The organism is Micromonospora vulcania, assembly GCF_042658605.1.
Lineage (GTDB): Bacteria > Actinomycetota > Actinomycetes > Mycobacteriales > Micromonosporaceae > Micromonospora > Micromonospora vulcania.
This window is the reverse complement of record NZ_JBHSQS010000005.1, coordinates 312,729-327,979: the sequence shown is the minus strand read 5'-3', so window position 1 is coordinate 327,979 and position 15,251 is coordinate 312,729. Positions and strand designations below refer to the sequence as shown.

8 protein-coding genes and 1 pseudogene are annotated in these 15,251 nt (G+C 65.5%); 2 read left to right on the top strand and 7 right to left on the bottom strand.

Annotated elements, in window-relative coordinates; genetic code table 11:
* Positions 1-90 precede the first annotated feature (90 nt).
* Positions 91-3,768 carry a hypothetical protein gene (locus ACFQGL_RS10730; RefSeq protein ID WP_377509210.1) on the top strand — a complete coding sequence of 1,226 codons (3,678 nt, stop codon included), beginning with the start codon at positions 91-93 and terminating at the stop codon, positions 3,766-3,768.
* Between the two features lie 12 nt (positions 3,769-3,780).
* Here ACFQGL_RS10730 and ACFQGL_RS10725 read toward each other — a convergent pair.
* A pseudogene (locus tag ACFQGL_RS10725) lies at positions 3,781-4,007 on the bottom strand (transposase); the annotation flags it as partial.
* Positions 4,008-4,167: 160 nt separating this feature from the next.
* Here ACFQGL_RS10725 and ACFQGL_RS10720 point away from each other — a divergent pair.
* Positions 4,168-5,640: an NF041680 family putative transposase gene (locus ACFQGL_RS10720; RefSeq protein WP_377509207.1), complete on the top strand. Its 1,473-nt coding sequence runs from the start codon at positions 4,168-4,170 to the stop codon at positions 5,638-5,640.
* Positions 5,641-5,759: 119 nt separating this feature from the next.
* On the opposite strand, the gene ACFQGL_RS10715 is transcribed toward ACFQGL_RS10720, so the two are convergent.
* The 6 genes from ACFQGL_RS10715 to ACFQGL_RS10690 form a co-directional block, all read right to left on the bottom strand.
* Entirely contained in the window at positions 5,760-6,269 is a 510-nt protein-coding gene (locus ACFQGL_RS10715; protein WP_377509205.1) for a hypothetical protein, read from the bottom strand.
* Entirely contained in the window at positions 6,266-6,604 is a 339-nt protein-coding gene (locus tag ACFQGL_RS10710; RefSeq protein WP_377509202.1) for a PadR family transcriptional regulator, read from the bottom strand. The genes ACFQGL_RS10715 and ACFQGL_RS10710 overlap by 4 nt, the downstream gene beginning before the upstream one ends.
* Positions 6,605-8,007: 1,403 nt before the next feature.
* Positions 8,008-8,301: a hypothetical protein gene (locus ACFQGL_RS10705; protein WP_377509199.1), complete on the bottom strand. Its 294-nt coding sequence runs from the start codon at positions 8,299-8,301 to the stop codon at positions 8,008-8,010.
* A complete protein-coding gene (locus ACFQGL_RS10700; RefSeq protein ID WP_377509196.1) occupies positions 8,285-11,488 on the bottom strand; it encodes a CHAT domain-containing protein in 3,204 nt (1,067 codons plus the stop codon). The genes ACFQGL_RS10705 and ACFQGL_RS10700 overlap by 17 nt, the downstream gene beginning before the upstream one ends.
* Before the next feature lie 310 nt (positions 11,489-11,798).
* Positions 11,799-12,041: a hypothetical protein gene (locus ACFQGL_RS10695; RefSeq protein WP_377509193.1), complete on the bottom strand. Its 243-nt coding sequence runs from the start codon at positions 12,039-12,041 to the stop codon at positions 11,799-11,801.
* A 611-nt stretch (positions 12,042-12,652) separates the two neighbouring features.
* A complete protein-coding gene (locus tag ACFQGL_RS10690; protein WP_377509190.1) occupies positions 12,653-15,220 on the bottom strand; it encodes an NACHT domain-containing protein in 2,568 nt (855 codons plus the stop codon).
* Positions 15,221-15,251: the final 31 nt, after the last annotated feature.

The following is a 15,251-nucleotide window of genomic DNA, read 5'->3' as shown; positions in this document are numbered from 1 at the left end:
GGTCGGCAAGATCATGGGAGGTAGATCCGGGCCGGTGATCGGGGTGAATTACGGTGAGGCCCGTGGCGGAGACACTACGCGGGGCGCAAAGTGACGAGACCGTCTTATCGTCAAGCGTCCATTCAGGTCGGCTCGGTAGCGGGTGACGGGCCGACGGTCGGAGTCAACTACGGGACGGTCGCGGGCACGATCCTGGCCGGAAACGTCACCGGCCTGGCCGACGTGGTTCTTAATCCATCGTTGGTACCGCTGGAACTTGGCCTAACTTCCGGTGATGATCCGGTCGGAGGGTTCACCGGCCGCAGCTGGCTCGTGGAGACAATCGACGCACGGATCGCGCAGATTGCCGCCCGCCCGACGGGTGGATACGTACTGGTAGAGGCAGAGGCGGGACTCGGCAAGAGCGCCTTGGCGACGTACCTAGCCTTCTCTCCAACGCGGCAATGGCCCGCGCACTTCTCACGTGAGTCGGTCAGCCCGGAAGCGGCGCGAGCGAACCTCGCCGCTCAGATCACCTATCTACACGCGCCTCCCGACTCTCCAGATAGGTCCGGCTGGCTGCCGGGCAACTACAGCGACCCAGCGTGGTTCGCTCAAAGGCTGACGACGATTCAGGCGCAGCGACGCGCGGACGGTGAGGTCTCGCCTCTGGTAATCCTCGTAGACGGGTTCGACGAGGCGCCGACACCGTCGGCGGGCGAAGTCGCGTTCGGGCTTCCTCGAACGCTGCCGCCGGGAGTGGTAGTCGTGGCTACTACCCGTCCCGGGCATCCCTTACCAACTGGGGCGAGGGTCGCGCGGATCGATGTGACTGGGGAGGCAAACCTGGGCGATCTGCGCGAGCATGTCACCTTTCGGACGCGTAACGACGACGTGCTAGTACGCAGACTGGCTGCCAGTGATGTCACGCCTGAGGCTTTTATCTCGATGCTGCTGTCCGCCGCCGGTGGAGTGTGGATTTACGCACTGTCGGTGATGGATCAGGTCCGCGATGGCGACCTGCCCGCCGACCGCCTCGACGCTCTGCCTGCCGGGTTGGCCGGTTACTACAGCCAGAACCTACGGCGAATCCGGGAGCTAAACCCAAACCAGTGGGACGAAATTGTAGTACCGATTCTGGGTACGCTGGCTGCGGTCACCGAGCCGATAACGGCTAGCACGATCGCGGTTTGGTCGGGTAATTTGCCCCTAGGGCCAGCCCAGGACGTACTCGACGGCCCAATACGTCCGTTCCTCGCCCACCTAAGCGGCGATCGAGACGCAGTTGATCCGACTGGTTGGTATCGCTTGCGGCACCAGAGCCTACGCGACTTTCTGACTGGACAGGACACCAGCCACGAAGACCACACGGTGGTACAGCATTCAATGCGCTTCGCTCACACGACCCGGCAGGCCCACGCGAAGATCGCGGCTTACATCACACCTGTCCGCGACGAGACGGGCGTCCGCCGGTGGGAGGACGCCGACAAGTACGCCCTGGCACACCTGACCGAACACGCCGCCGCGGCGCAAGAACTTGATCGGCTGACCCTGGACCCCGGCTACCTCCTGTGGACCCCGCTGCCGCCGCTGCTGCGAGCCAGGAACACGGTCACCGACCCGCACGCCCGACGGGCGATCGCCGCGCGAGAATTGATGGGCGACACGAATGTCCTGAACCCGGGCGAGCATCTGCATTGGTTGCACGTGTGGGCGCTCAAGTACCGCAGCACCGCCCTCGCCGCTGCCTGCGCCATCGAACTCCCCCGCGATGCTCCGCGCGCTTACGGCGCGATCTGGCGAGGAGTCACCCATACCCCCCTGCACGGCAGTACCGGCGCGGTGCACGCGGTGGGCACCTGGATCCAACCCGACGGCACGACTCTGCTCGTCGCCGCCGGCAACGACCGGGTGGTACGGCTGTGGCACCCCGACAGCCTGCAACCCGCTGGCGAGCTCCACGGCCACGACGGCGCGGTGCGCGCGGTAGGAACCTGGACCCAGCCGGACGGCACGACTCTGCTCGTCACCGCCGGCAACGACCGGGTGGTACGGCTGTGGCACCCCGACAGCCTGCAACCGGCCCGCGCTCTTCACGGCCACAGCGGCGCGGTGCATGCAATAGCAACCTGGACCCAGCCGGACGGCACCACCGTGCTCGTCACCGCCGGTGAAGGAAACATGGTGCGGTTGTGGAACCCACACACTCTCCAACCCGCTGGCGAACTCCACCACGCAGGCAATGCGGTGCATGCAATAGCAACCTGGACCCAGCCGGACGGCACCACCGTGCTCGTCACCGCCGGTGAAGGAAACATGGTGCGGTTGTGGAACCCACACACTCTCCAACCCGCTGGCGAACTCCACCACGCAGGCAATGCAGTGCATGCAATAGCAACCTGGACCCAGCCGGACGGCACCACCGTGCTCGTCGCCGCCGGTGAAGGAGACGTGGTGCGGCTGTGGGACCCACAAACCCTGCAATCCGCCAACCGGCTTTACGGCCGCACCGACTGGGTGAACGCAGCGTGCACCTGGACCAGGCCGGACGGCACCACCCTGCTCGTCACCGCCGGTAACGACCGCGTGGTACAGCTGTGTCACCCCGACAGCTTGCAACCCACCGCCGAACTCCACGGCCACACCAGCTGGGTGAACGCAGCGGGCACCTGGACCAGGCCGGACGGCACCACCCTGCTCGTCACCGCCGGCAACGACCGCGTGGTACGGCTGTGGCACCTTGACGGCCTGCAAGACGTCGGCGAACACCGCGGCCATATAAGCCCCGTGCGCGCTGTGGGGACTTGGACCCGGCCGGACGGCACGACTGTACTCGTCAGCGCAGGCGAAGAGGCAGTGGTGCGGTTGTGGCACCCCGACAGCCTGCAAACCGCCGGCGAACTCCATAGCGACACCAACTGGAGGCGCACCAACTGGGTGTCTGCGGTGGAGACCTGGACCTGGCCGGACGGCACTGCTGTGCTCGTCACCGCAGGAAACAAAGAAGTCGTGGAGTTGTGGGATCCGACCACCCTGCAACTCGCTGGTGAACTCCAAGGCCACACCGACATGGTGAACGCGCTAGCAACCTGGTCCCGGTCCGATGGGACCACCTTGCTCGTCACCGCCGGCAACGACCGCGTCGTACGGCTTTGGCACCCCGACAGCCTGCAACCCGCCGCCGAACTCCACGGCCACACCAGCTGGGTGAATGCAGTGGACACCTGGACCAGGCCGGACGACATCACCGTGCTCGTCAGCGCCGACTTTGGTGGGGTCGTGCGGCTGTGGGATCCTCGCACCCTGGAATCCGCTGGCGAGCTTGTGGGCCAGAACGGCGTGTTGTTTGCGGTGGCAACCTGGACCCAGCCAGACGGCACCATCCTGCTCGTCACCGCGGGCAACGACCGCGTGGTGCGGCTTTGGCACCCCGACAGCCTGCAACCCGCCGGCGAACTCCAAGGCCATAACGGCGCAGTGCGCGCGGTAGGAACCTGGACCCAGCCAGACGGCACCACCCTGCTCGTCACCGCCGGCAACGACCGCGTGGTACGGCTCTGGCACCCCGACAGCCTGCAACCCGCCGCCGAACTTCACGGCCACGACGGCGCAGTGCGCGCGGTAGGAAGCTGGACCCAACCAGACGGCACCACTCTGCTCGTCACCACTGGCGAGGATGCGTGCATCCTGACGTGGACGATCGCGTCCAACGACGGCTCACCCGGAACATTGAAGCGACAGCAGCCGCCCGGCAGTCGCCCAGCGGTAATCGGGCCTGTACTTCGATGACGCGCATGCCGCCCCGGTCCGCTGCCACCGTCTGAACAGTCCATACACGGTCTGCCACGGCCCGTACTCCGCAGGCAGATCACGCCAGGGCGACCCGCTCCGGATCCGCCACCGGATCCCGTCGATCAGCAATCGACGAGCCACACCACCGGACGGCCACGAGCTGCCACGGCCGGCAACACCGGCTCCAACACCGCCCACTGCTCGTCCGTCAGATCACCGCGACCCACACGGCCAATCCTCGACCACCATCTACATCTAGATCAACTTATGAAACACGCCCTAGCTTGATCTTTAACCTGTCGGGCGGTGGCATCGACCCCGGCTGATCATGGGGACAGCCCTTGATCGATCATTCCTCTTGTCTAGGGAAGAAGATCGCAAACCAAGGGCTGTCTGGTGATCAGTGTGCACGATGCTGGAGCGTTCGACGCGGTCGGGCGGCTGGCCGCGTTCCGGCGCGAGTTCCACGCCTGTCTGACCGCTCGTGGGGATGCGTTGTTCGAGTTGGCAGACGCGTTGTTGTGCGGGGATGCGCCGGTGCGGTCGCTGGTGGAGTTGTCGCTGGTGGGTGAGCATCGCCGCGGTCACGGTTCGCTGTATGCGGCGTTGAATCGCGGCCGGATCGACGTCGAGCGGCTGCGGACCGCGGTGGCGGCGGTGCCCTTGCCGCGGGCCGCGGACGGGCGGATCGTCCTGGCGGTGGACGTGACGTGCTGGTTGCGGCCGGAGGCGCACACCTGCCCGCAGCGGGTGCTGTGTCACACCTACGGGCGCGGCAAGGACACCCACGTTGGGGTTCCGGGCTGGCCGTACTCGTTCGTCACCGCCTTGGAGGCCGGGCGCACCTCGTGGACCGCGCCGTTGGATGCCCGCCGGCTGGCGCCCGGCGATGACGCTGCCACGGTCACCGCCGGCCAGTTGCGCGACGTGGTGCGGCGGCTGATCGCTGCCGGGCAGTGGCAGCCCGGTGATCCGGACGTGTGGATCGTGGCGGACGCCGGCTACGACGGGCCCCGGCTGGCGTTCCTACTGACCGATCTGCCGGTTCGGGTTCTGGTGCGGATGCGCTCGGACCGGGTGCTGCGCCGGCCCGCGCCACCCCGGCTGCCGGCCACCACCGGCCGCCCACGACGGCATGGCGGCGAGTTCATCTTCGGCGACCCGGGCAGCTGGGGCGAGCCGGACGTCGCCACGAGCACCGACACCCGTCTCTACGGCACCGCGACCGCACGGGCCTGGCACCGACTGCACCCCAGGCTGACCCACCGCACCGCCTGGACCGCCCAACACGGCCCGCTGCCGATCATCGAGGGCACCGTGATCCTGCTGACCGTCGACCGGCTGCCATCAGGTGCTACCGCGAAACCGGTCTGGCTGTGGTGGTCGCAAGCAACCGCCACAGACGCCGAGGTTGACCTGCTCTGGCAGGCGTTCCTGCGCCGCTTCGACATCGAGCACACCTTCCGCATGCTCAAGCAAACCCTCGGCTGGACCAACCCGAAGCTACGAGACCCACACGCCGCCGACCGCTGGACCTGGCTCGTGCTGGCCGCCTACACCCAGCTACGCCTCGCCCGAGGCGCCGTCGCCGACCTGCGCCGGCCCTGGGAACGACCAGCACCACCCGAACGACTCACACCCGCCCGCGTCCGCCGAGGCTTTCGGCACCTACGCACCAAAGCCGGCAACCCCGCCCGCGCACCGAAACCCTCCCGGCCAGGGCCCGGCCGACCACCCGGACTACGCAACCGCCACCCGGCACCCCGCCACGACGTCCACATCGTCACCGCCGCCACCAGCACAAAAGCAAAAGGCGCCACGAAGAAAACGAAGACCCCGAACAACTCAAGGCCACGCCGCACAGGTTAAAGATCAAGCTAGTGGGGCGTGGCTCGGGAGACGGCCTAGGAGTTGACCATCCCACAGCTCGCCGCTGCGACAACGACACCCTGTTCGGCGCAGAGCGGCACACCTGACGTTCGGGCGACCTACCTTCGGACGAACCTTGACCTGCGATGCGCTCCCCGCGACGCCGGCGCGAGAATGAACAGGCTGGCGACGAGGATAGCCGTTGTCCCGCTGAGCAGAAAGATCATCGCGGTCTCTGCATCGATCTGACCTAAATAGACTGCCACACCGCCGCCAACGACTCCACCCGCGAATCCAACGCAGGCCACAGCGACGGCGTAACTCCCCAGGCCTGCCCCGCTGAGCGAACGCAGTACGCGTTCCCTCAGCGGGATGAAGATTCTGGGCGTGGCTCTCTTTGTCGCACCAACACAGAACTGGATCGCTGTCAGCAGTTTGAACAGCTTCCCCGGCCGCTCGTCGATGATCGCGGCCCACTCCTCGGCGTACCCGGCAGCGACATCCGGGTCGCTGGTCCATTGGTAGGCCGCCCAGCGAACCAGGCGGCGGGCTGCCCACGGTGATAGGTCGGTCATCTCGTTGACCAGCAGGCCGAGGATGACGCCGACAACTAGTTCCCAACGGTTCACGCCTCGCACCAGCCGAAGGCAAGCCGGGTGCGCACCGTCGGTGCGGGCTTCGGCTGCCGGGCGGCGATCAGCGCGTGGGCGCGGGTCACGCCGTGTGGGGTGAGCTTGTAGTACCGGCGGCGGGGCTTGCCCGGTTCGGTGTTGGCGTCGTCCTCCCAGCGGTAGGTCACCCACCGGGACTCGGCGAGCCGTTCGAGGATCTTGTAAATGGTGGGGCCGCTCTTCCCAGTCGCCTTCATGATCGCCCACCCGTGCAGTTCCTTGTCGTCTGCGTCGAGGAGGGCGTTGAGAACGGCCAGGAGGGGCCCGGTGATGCGCACGGGTCCATCCGACATGAGCCTGATCTTACTAGGTGAAATAAGAGCTATCCACCCGCCCTCACCCGCCCTCACCAGGGTGAGCGGATGGTCCGGATCTTGTGGAACCACAGCGAAGAAGGGCGGCGACTGCACTCTGAAACCGGGCCGTTCGGCCGCAGTCGAACCGCGTCTTGCCGGAGGCTGGCGTGCCGGTCCGTCACCTGAGTCACGTGTAGAGCCAGCCGGGCCACGACGCTGCGTGTCTAGACCCGTCGCGCGGCGTAAGGCGACTTCTGGCCGAGGCGGTCGACATGCGAGCCGATCGATCGGGCGCCCGGTGCCGCCCTGGCTGACGTCAACCGGGGCGGCGGTTGATCCGTGGCTGCTCGGTGGCTGCTCGGGCGACGGGGGACGGGCGTGGATTTACCGGGACGCAGCCGGATTTCATCAGCTATCACGAGCTCGCGCGCTAATCGACGGCCAGCGATGGCTATCGCCCGCAGCGCTTCAACGCGCCCTCAGCATGTGAGTGTCGCGGGTCCCCATGAGCGGGCAATGAGGCGTGGCGTGCGAGGTGGGCTCGCGGATGGGCCATTATTGATCTTGGCGATGTGGTCGCCGTGTGGTCTCCAGCGGAAGTCAGGCCGGGTCAATCCGCGCCACTTCAGGTTAACCGGGGTCAACGATCATGGTCGCTGACCCGCCTGGTGTGATCCGCGGGTGGTCGTCGGTCGGGGCGGTTCGCCGGGTCAACGCAGGTCGACGAGGGCTACTCCCTGCCAACGCGGGTCAACCCGCAGGTCGTTACACTGACCACTCGCGCCCCCGTAGCTCAGGGGATAGAGCATCGGTTTCCTAAACGTCAACTAACTGCATTGTCGCAGGCCGATGACCTGCAATTTCCTGCTTTTGAAGATCAATATTTGGTCGCAGGACGGTACTGCTGTGATCGCTTGCTGAGGATTTGCGGGCGCGGCCTCTGTCCTGTTCAGAGTGCGGAGGTGCGATAACGTCCAGCGACTGTAGCGGCTCCCGTTCCCAGGGCAACGCGTGTTTCTGACTGCATCGTTGGGCCGCAACATCTGGCGTGCGCTGCGGCCTACTCGATTCAACAGGAGAAGCAGCGAGTAGGCCGGCTGGACGGCACTCTTGCCGACTCGGCAGCGTGGCGCCGTTCGGGTGTCCCACGCTGGGCGGGATCAAGATCCTCGCAGTCAACCCGCCGGTGCCTGTCCAGGTGTCGTGGTCGCGGGGATCTTCGACGAAGACCAGAAACGACCGACCGAACCACGTGATCCCGTCCAGCCTGGCGTGATGGACGAAGTACTCGTGATCGCTGTTGTACCCGGCTTGGCTGAGTGCGCCGACGTCGAGCAGGCCCTCGTCCCTAAGGCGCTCGCACTGTTCTCAAGGAGGACCGGACCTCCGCGTCGCCGCTGTCATCGCCCGGAGACTGCGCCTGGCGGGTCGTTTGTTCCGTCGTCGCGAGGGACGTCAGGCCTCGGATCGATCCTGATGCGCCTGCCCGTCAACCGTTGGACCACCGCGCCTCCCGCGGTCTTGATGACGTCGTAGGCGCCGCTCGCGATGAGGGCGAGTGCTAGCTCCTCAATAACCGATCCACGATCCCGATCGGGTGGGGTCCAATCCACCGTGACGCCGGCCGAACGCAATGCTCGTACCAGTTCGTACGCGCCTTCATGGTCGCCGACGTACTCAACGGAGTACTGCATCTGCCTCTCCTTTAGGTTTGCGGTCGCCGGGCAGCATGTACCAAACGAAGCCCGCCCAGTATCGCGGTTCACCGAATGGCCTGGTTCCGCCGGGAAGTCGGAGAACCTCGTCTACATAAGGGTCGTCTTGGAGCAGCGTCCCGCCGAAGGTCGAGAGATGCTCGCCGAGCGCGCTGACCGTCATGTCGCGGATCCGGATCTTTGCCTGTCGTAGGGCCTCCGGGCTCAACTGTCCCTGTTGCCCGGCGGCGGTGTCGTACAGCAGCCGCATGAGCACGGCTGTGGCTAGGTCAGGCACGTCCCAGAGCGCCAGAATCGCGGCCTCCGCCCCGGTGATCCCCAGCGCCGATCGTAGGTCGACGACGCCCCGGTACCGGCTTGACGTGCCCGAGCCGGTACGACAGCCGGATAGCACGACTACCTTGGTGCCGCGCAGGTCAAGCCAAGCTATGTCCCGTGCGGTCACCAGGCCCCGGCCGCGTTCGGCATCCGGTGCGGCTCCGGCCAACCAGTCGTTCACACCCGAGACAGCGATGCCAGTGGCAAGCAGTGGATCGGTGACCCGCATCGCCAACGATCTACCAACGATGCTTTGCGACGGCGTCAGCAGCGGCAGCCAGCCGCCGTTGTCGTCCGGGCTCCGCCACTCGATGTGGCCCATGTAGTACCCATGCGAAGCGATGTGGAGAATGCCGGGCCGAGTGGAAGCGGCGGTCACGACCAGCGTCTCGGTGACCGATTTTCCGGTGATCGGGGCAATACCGAGCGCCTGGCCGATCCAGTGACACTCTGCCTTGGCACCCGGCAGCGGTGCGTACGGCCGGGTGTCCAGGAGGATGGCACTGGGTGGCCGGAAGTCCGGAGCCCCGATGACGGTCGCCGGCCGCCCTGTTGTGGGCGAAGGAGTCCGGCCAACGAGGTCTGCGGCGGTGCCGAGGTACACCACGGTGGTTACATCGGCGACGCAACGGCCGTCGGCCAAGGCCAGACTGTCGATGCTCAGCTCGCGGAACGGGCCGTCAGGAATCACCAGCAGACGGCCAACTCGATCCGGCGGTAGTTCGACCCTGAGTACGTCTGCCAAGCGGTCCAGGACACCGTCTGTAACGGTGTAGGTGTCCCTGCCGAAGGCAGCCTTGGCTGCGGCGCTGACCCCGAGCTCGACGATCCGGGTCGGCTGGTTGCGACGAATCACGAACCCGACGAGGGTCGCGCACTGGGGGCCGCTCGCTGGTGAGCACTTGACGATGTCGAGCAGTACGTCGTCCGCCCGTAACTGGCGACGTACGTCCTCCGGCGACATCGCGAGTCGTCGCCTCGCGGCCCGTGTCAGCGGGACTACGCCGCTCAGCCCGGCCTCAAGTTTGCTACGGCGGCTGTACAGCGGCCTGAGTCGATCAAAGAACGCCGCCGCGCTGGTCCCGAGGCCAGCTTCGTGCCGATCGAGGTCGCCTGGGCCGTCGAGTTCGAGCGCGCCAATCCCCGCGCAGCATGCAAAGTACTCGTCCAGTAGCTGTCCCTGCGCGGAGCCGGCGTGCTCGGTGCGGGTGATTTGAACGACCGCCTCGAACCATGCCGACTCAATCTCGCGGTACCGAAACACGGCCTGCCATAGTTCGTCCGCATGGCTGGCCGGCACGTCGCCGGCGCTGAGAGCGTCGAGGAGCGCCCGGTCGGTAAATGACTCGACCTGCTCGTAGTAGCGGACTCGGTCAGCGTGGTCGGTACCAGCCGGCAGGGTCGCGAGGGTGTCGGTCAGCATCGTGACGGCCTGCAGTTCGTGTGCGGACGCGTCGAGATGGTCACGCCGGGACCGGCTGACCGAGGCAAGGATCGTCAAGGCGCGCAGGCGCTCGAAATCGTAAGTCGGATCGTCCTCCGCATTCTCGAGGACGCGTCGGACTGTGTTCTCGGCACCGGTCAGGTCGCCGGCCGCATGCAGTCGACTCGACTCAGCCAGCAGGTCCATCATGTTCGTGCGCGTCGTGGATGCCGCCCTTCCGAATGGTTCGGCGGATGAGCCACGTATGGCCAGAAGGGCGTCGAGGTTCGCCCTGACCTGGGTGGCATTCTCCGCTAGATTCGGGTCATGTGCGCTGATATTGAAGGCCTCACGTAACAGCTGCTCGGCGTATTCCGAATGCCCATCGCGGAATTCGACCAGGCCGAGCGCGTTGTACAGTTCGACCCGGATGTCTTTTGGAGCCGCTTCGCTTTCCGGAAACAGTGCCAGCACCTGGTACACATGGTCTCGGGCGGTCGTCAGTTTGTTGCATCGGTAGGCCATCCGGGCGCACGCGAGGTGTAGTCGCGCCTGACAGGCGTCGGGCACGTAAGCGTTCATGTCTGCCAAATGCTCGCCGAGGACAAGCGCCTGCCTGGCTGGAATGGTCGGTAGCTGTTTGGTGATGAAACCGACAAGGCTCTCGCGGATGCCGTCGTCGAGTTCGGACAGGGCGACGTCTTCGATCATGTGCGAGAGAACGCTAAAACGAACGTCCGCCTCGCGGGCTGCCGTTCTCTCGATCAGGGCGACGGCGATCGCGAGCCGCGAGCTTGGCTTCCATCGGGACCGCTGGGCGAGCCAGAGAGCTTGGAGGAAGTGACCGCTGGACGGGGCGGGGCTCTCCAATTTAGCAAGTGACAGTGCATATGCCTGCGTGATCAGTCCGAAGGGCGCACCGGCGAGGTCGAGCAGACGGGCGATGCCAGATACGTCCTGTTTGCCAGGGGTGATCGCGATTCCGTTACTCAGCCCGACCAGCACCGCTGTGGCCAGACTCCGCTGCGCCGGATCGTTTTGATCGCGGACGAGTCGGTCGAGCATGTGGCCGAGACCGTCGAACGTCGCGGCGGCGTACCCATCAAGGCCGGTAGCCGATGCAATGGCGGCGAACCTTGCTGCATCCTGGATCAATGACTCGTTGACGAGGCCGAGGCGCGTCGCGAGCAGGATGGCGATCGAGTACGTAATCGGCTCGCGGTTCGTGAAGGTGATCCGTTCGACGGCTGCCAGGATCTGCCACGCGGTTCCGACGTCTTGATCGGTCAGTCCGGCCTCGTCGGCGTTCATCATGAGGGCCTTGACCGTTGGCGGGTCGACGGGCTGCTCCGCGACGTGTGCCAGCAGGAGCGTCAGGAATCTCGATCCGGTCGCCGATTTCGGCGTCTGGCTCGGTCCGTCCACGCAAGAAAGCGTAGACGGCAGCGGCAAGTCCACCTCCGGCGACAACACTGCCGCCGACAGCTTTCAACCACGTCATCGGCATCTTGAGTGTGTCCTGGATGAACTTCGACCGCCGGTCGGCATCATCGGCGGGCCGCCACACCTCAATCAGAAGGCCGCGGTCGATGCCGTACTTCTCGGATTCGGTGTCGCCCCCCTCGTAGGTCGGGCGGAGGCGCGGAACGTGTAGCCGTTCGGGCGGGCCGCGCAGATCGTGGGGGCCGTTGTCCTCGTCCTGCACCACGCCATGTGGCGTCGAGTTTCGCGCCGGTCAGCTCCGCCAGCACCGCCTTCGCGTCCATCGGCGGGGCTGGCCCCGGTGCCTACCCGGCCGCGCCTGTGGCCGCACCATGTCGCCCATCGAGGCGGGGAACGCGTCGACCGGGATCGGCGGCGGGGCGGTGTCCGGCCCGGTCAGGGGCATTGGAACATCCCACTGCGGCACGCGGCGGCCCGGCGGCACTTCGGTGGCGTCGGGTTGGTCGGTGACCAGGTGCAGCGGTGCTGGTGTCATGGGGTCTCCTGCTCTCGTGGCGGTGGACGATGACAGGCGGCACCTCGGCCGTCTGGTTACCCGTCAGCGCTGCACTCGTTAACCCGGAACAGGCCAAGGCCGCGATTACCGAGGCTGAGGACACCTGGTTCCGAATACGCCCCGACGACATGGACGAGATCGGCGGCAGTTGCACCTTCAACCAGCCTGCACTTCCTACTACGCCAGCGACCTCCTCGCCTGGCTGCCCGGGGGAGGCCGACGCCACCGAGCGCTACGCCCTGCGTGCCGTCTAGGCGTACTCCGACCGCTACGACCCGGCGTGGGCATTCGACGATCAGGCCGGGACGCCGTGGGGCGAATCGTTAGGCGCGTCGATGCGGGCGCACCGGCCGAGCGGTGACGGAGGATCGCCTGTGGCACCGCTGCCAGCAGGCCCACGCCCACTGCGGCTACATGACCATCTGTGGGCAGATGGCTGACGGCCCCGCGCTGGAGCGGTGCTACCGCAACCCTGTACGTAAACGGGTCGCACGGTGATCGGCTCGTCCCCGGCGGTGTCGCGCGTGGCGTAGCGCGCTCGGCGATCTCCCGCTGGATTGCCCGGCTTGATTCGTCGTGCCTTCGCGTCTCTATCTCCGGCCGAGGGCAACTTGCAGCCTTGATCGTTTAGCGTCCAGTTCGTCGGTGTTCTTTAGTTCAGCCAACAGGCTAGCGGCACGTGTTGACCAAACGGGGTGACCCGACTCGGCGGCCCGCTGTAGGTCGTTGATTACGTCCTGCTGCCGGAAGTAGGGATCACCTGATGGGTCTCGCATCTGTCGAAGGAAAAGGATCAGTTCTGCTCGGCCGACAGCGGCGGCCGGGCCAAACTCCGGGTGCTCGGACGCCACCACCAGTTCATAAATCTCGCAGGTAGCCCTAGCTCGCATAGTTGCCCGTGGGCTAAAGCTGGAGCGTCTGGAGTGCGCCCGGGGGATCTTGGCATCCATCCTGCTTTCGTCTCGAACGTCCATTTGGCGTGCGACTTCAAATGCGGCGGGCGCAAACTGTTCCGGCCGCATCCGCCCGGCGGCGAAGGCGAGCGCTCGCGCCGCGTTGTCAGGCGAGTGACCCGCAACCGTTACTGCGTAATCGACGAGGCGCTCCGGTCGCAGGTCGGTGCTGGGCAGAGCTCCTGCCGTATACCTGGCAGGAACCCCGCTCAGGTCGAGCTGGGCGAAGTATTCCAGTAGTAACCGGTGGTGAAATAGGTATCCACCGCCAAGGCGGTGCACGATCATGGCGGTACTTGCGAAATTGAGAAATGTCAATAGGCGGAGCGGGCCGAGCCCAGAGTGAGCCAGCATGAGCCGGACCACCCAATACAGTACGAACGCCTGGCCGCTGGTCAAATATGCGGCAGTCGCGCCAAGCAGGAGGCCAGCCATTGCGCCGGGCCTTCCGTGCCAGGCGCCGAGCGCGATTGCCGAAGGCAGTCCAACGCAGATCGCCAACGCAAGGGTAGACCAGACCGCCACGTTGATGCTGGCACCCGGCGGGAGATGCTCCGATACCTTGCGGCCGAATGGTTTGACGACGAGGGACGCGACCAGCAAACCGAGTGTTGCACCTATTGCTCCACCGATGCCGGCGCTGAGCCACAGCACCTCTGAGAATCGGTGATTGGAGGCCGTAGCGATAATCGCGCCAGGTGCTAGGCCGATGCAGCACGACAGTAATCCGAGAATCGTTCCGAGTGCCGCGGCAGTAGCCCACCACTGACCGATTAGGATCCTGATATGCCCGCTGCGGGTAGGTCGATCCACGCCTGGTAGGTGTGTTCCCTCGCCGGCGGCCATGATGCCGCCGAATCCGATTCCGAGCAGAGCCCCAATCGCCCAACCAATCGCACGGCCAAAGAGTAGCTCAATCATGAGGCCGCTCGTGGTGCAGACCAGCACTCCCGCCGGGATCGCTGACGCTGCCACGGCCGTTCGGCGCATGACTTTCGTTGGCAACCAGGATGGATTGACGGCCTCCAGCGAAAACACTTGTTCAAAACGTTGCCCAAGGTCTCGAGCTATGTAGCTCAGCCAGCGCACCGCTCGATCCGGCGTCGGCGCCTTGCGCAATTTCGACTTCCGGCGCAACGCCCGACTGATGAACGCCTCGAACAACCTTTTGCGGCGATCATCGCGGGAGTTCCCAGTTGCCAGATCGCTCGCCGCGAGTCCCTCATACGTCGAGATCGTCAAGCTGAGCATAAACGGATTCTGTAGGAGTTCCCACAGTGATGGGTCGATGCGCAGCGCTTCACGTACCCCCGCAAGCGGCAAGCCGAACTGGTCCAAATATGCTTCAACCTGCGCCCGGCTGAGTGGCTGAACTAGCACAGTCACTGGCAGTTCAAGCCCAAACCCGAGGACGTCGTAATCGGCCGCCCGGCTAGTGACAACGAGGGGCAGCAGCCGGTGGTCGGCATGGAACGCCTGGATAGCCCGTGCACACGCGGCTCGGTGAACATGCACCACCTCGTCTAGCCCATCGAGCATCGGCAAAATACGATCTTCGGCAATCAACGCCTCGGCGATGTCTCGGCGCAGTCCATACCAGTTCCCAGTCAGCTCATCGACGAGCCACTCGATTAGGGGCTTTCGGCTCGCCGCCCATGACGCCAACTGAAAAACGACGGGTGCAGGCCTTGCCTTGTCTACGTCCGCACTCTCAAGCAGTCGCTTCGCCAACTCTAGAAGCATGGTGGTCTTGCCAGCACCAGGTGCGCCGAGGATAAGCAACGATCCGTAGTCCTCAAGTAACGCGGCGAGGTCGGCGCCTGCTTTCAGCGTCGCAGGCCGGTGGTCGATGCGTTCGACCAGAACATCCCACGGGTACTCTCGTGCGTCGAGGCGCTGTTGCAGGCCGAGTTCGATGAGTGTTTGGCGGTACAGTGAGCGATCCAACACACCGCTAATCCAAATTCGTCGAACCTGCTTGCACATGGCGTCTCGGTGGTATCCCATTCGTTCGATAGAAATCGTCGTTGACGGCCTGGTCAGCCCATGAACATGGACAGCCAGAACGACCGCGCAAACAACCAAGACGCCGAGTATCGGCCATGCTAGCCACAGGTAGGGCTGCCACGATTCGGGCAGGACGCCAGTGGCAACGTTTGTGGCAGCGCCGACCAGTACAGCAAGAATGTTCGCGGTGACGGCCAAGAGTAGTAACCTGGTCGTCCGTTGCCCCGGT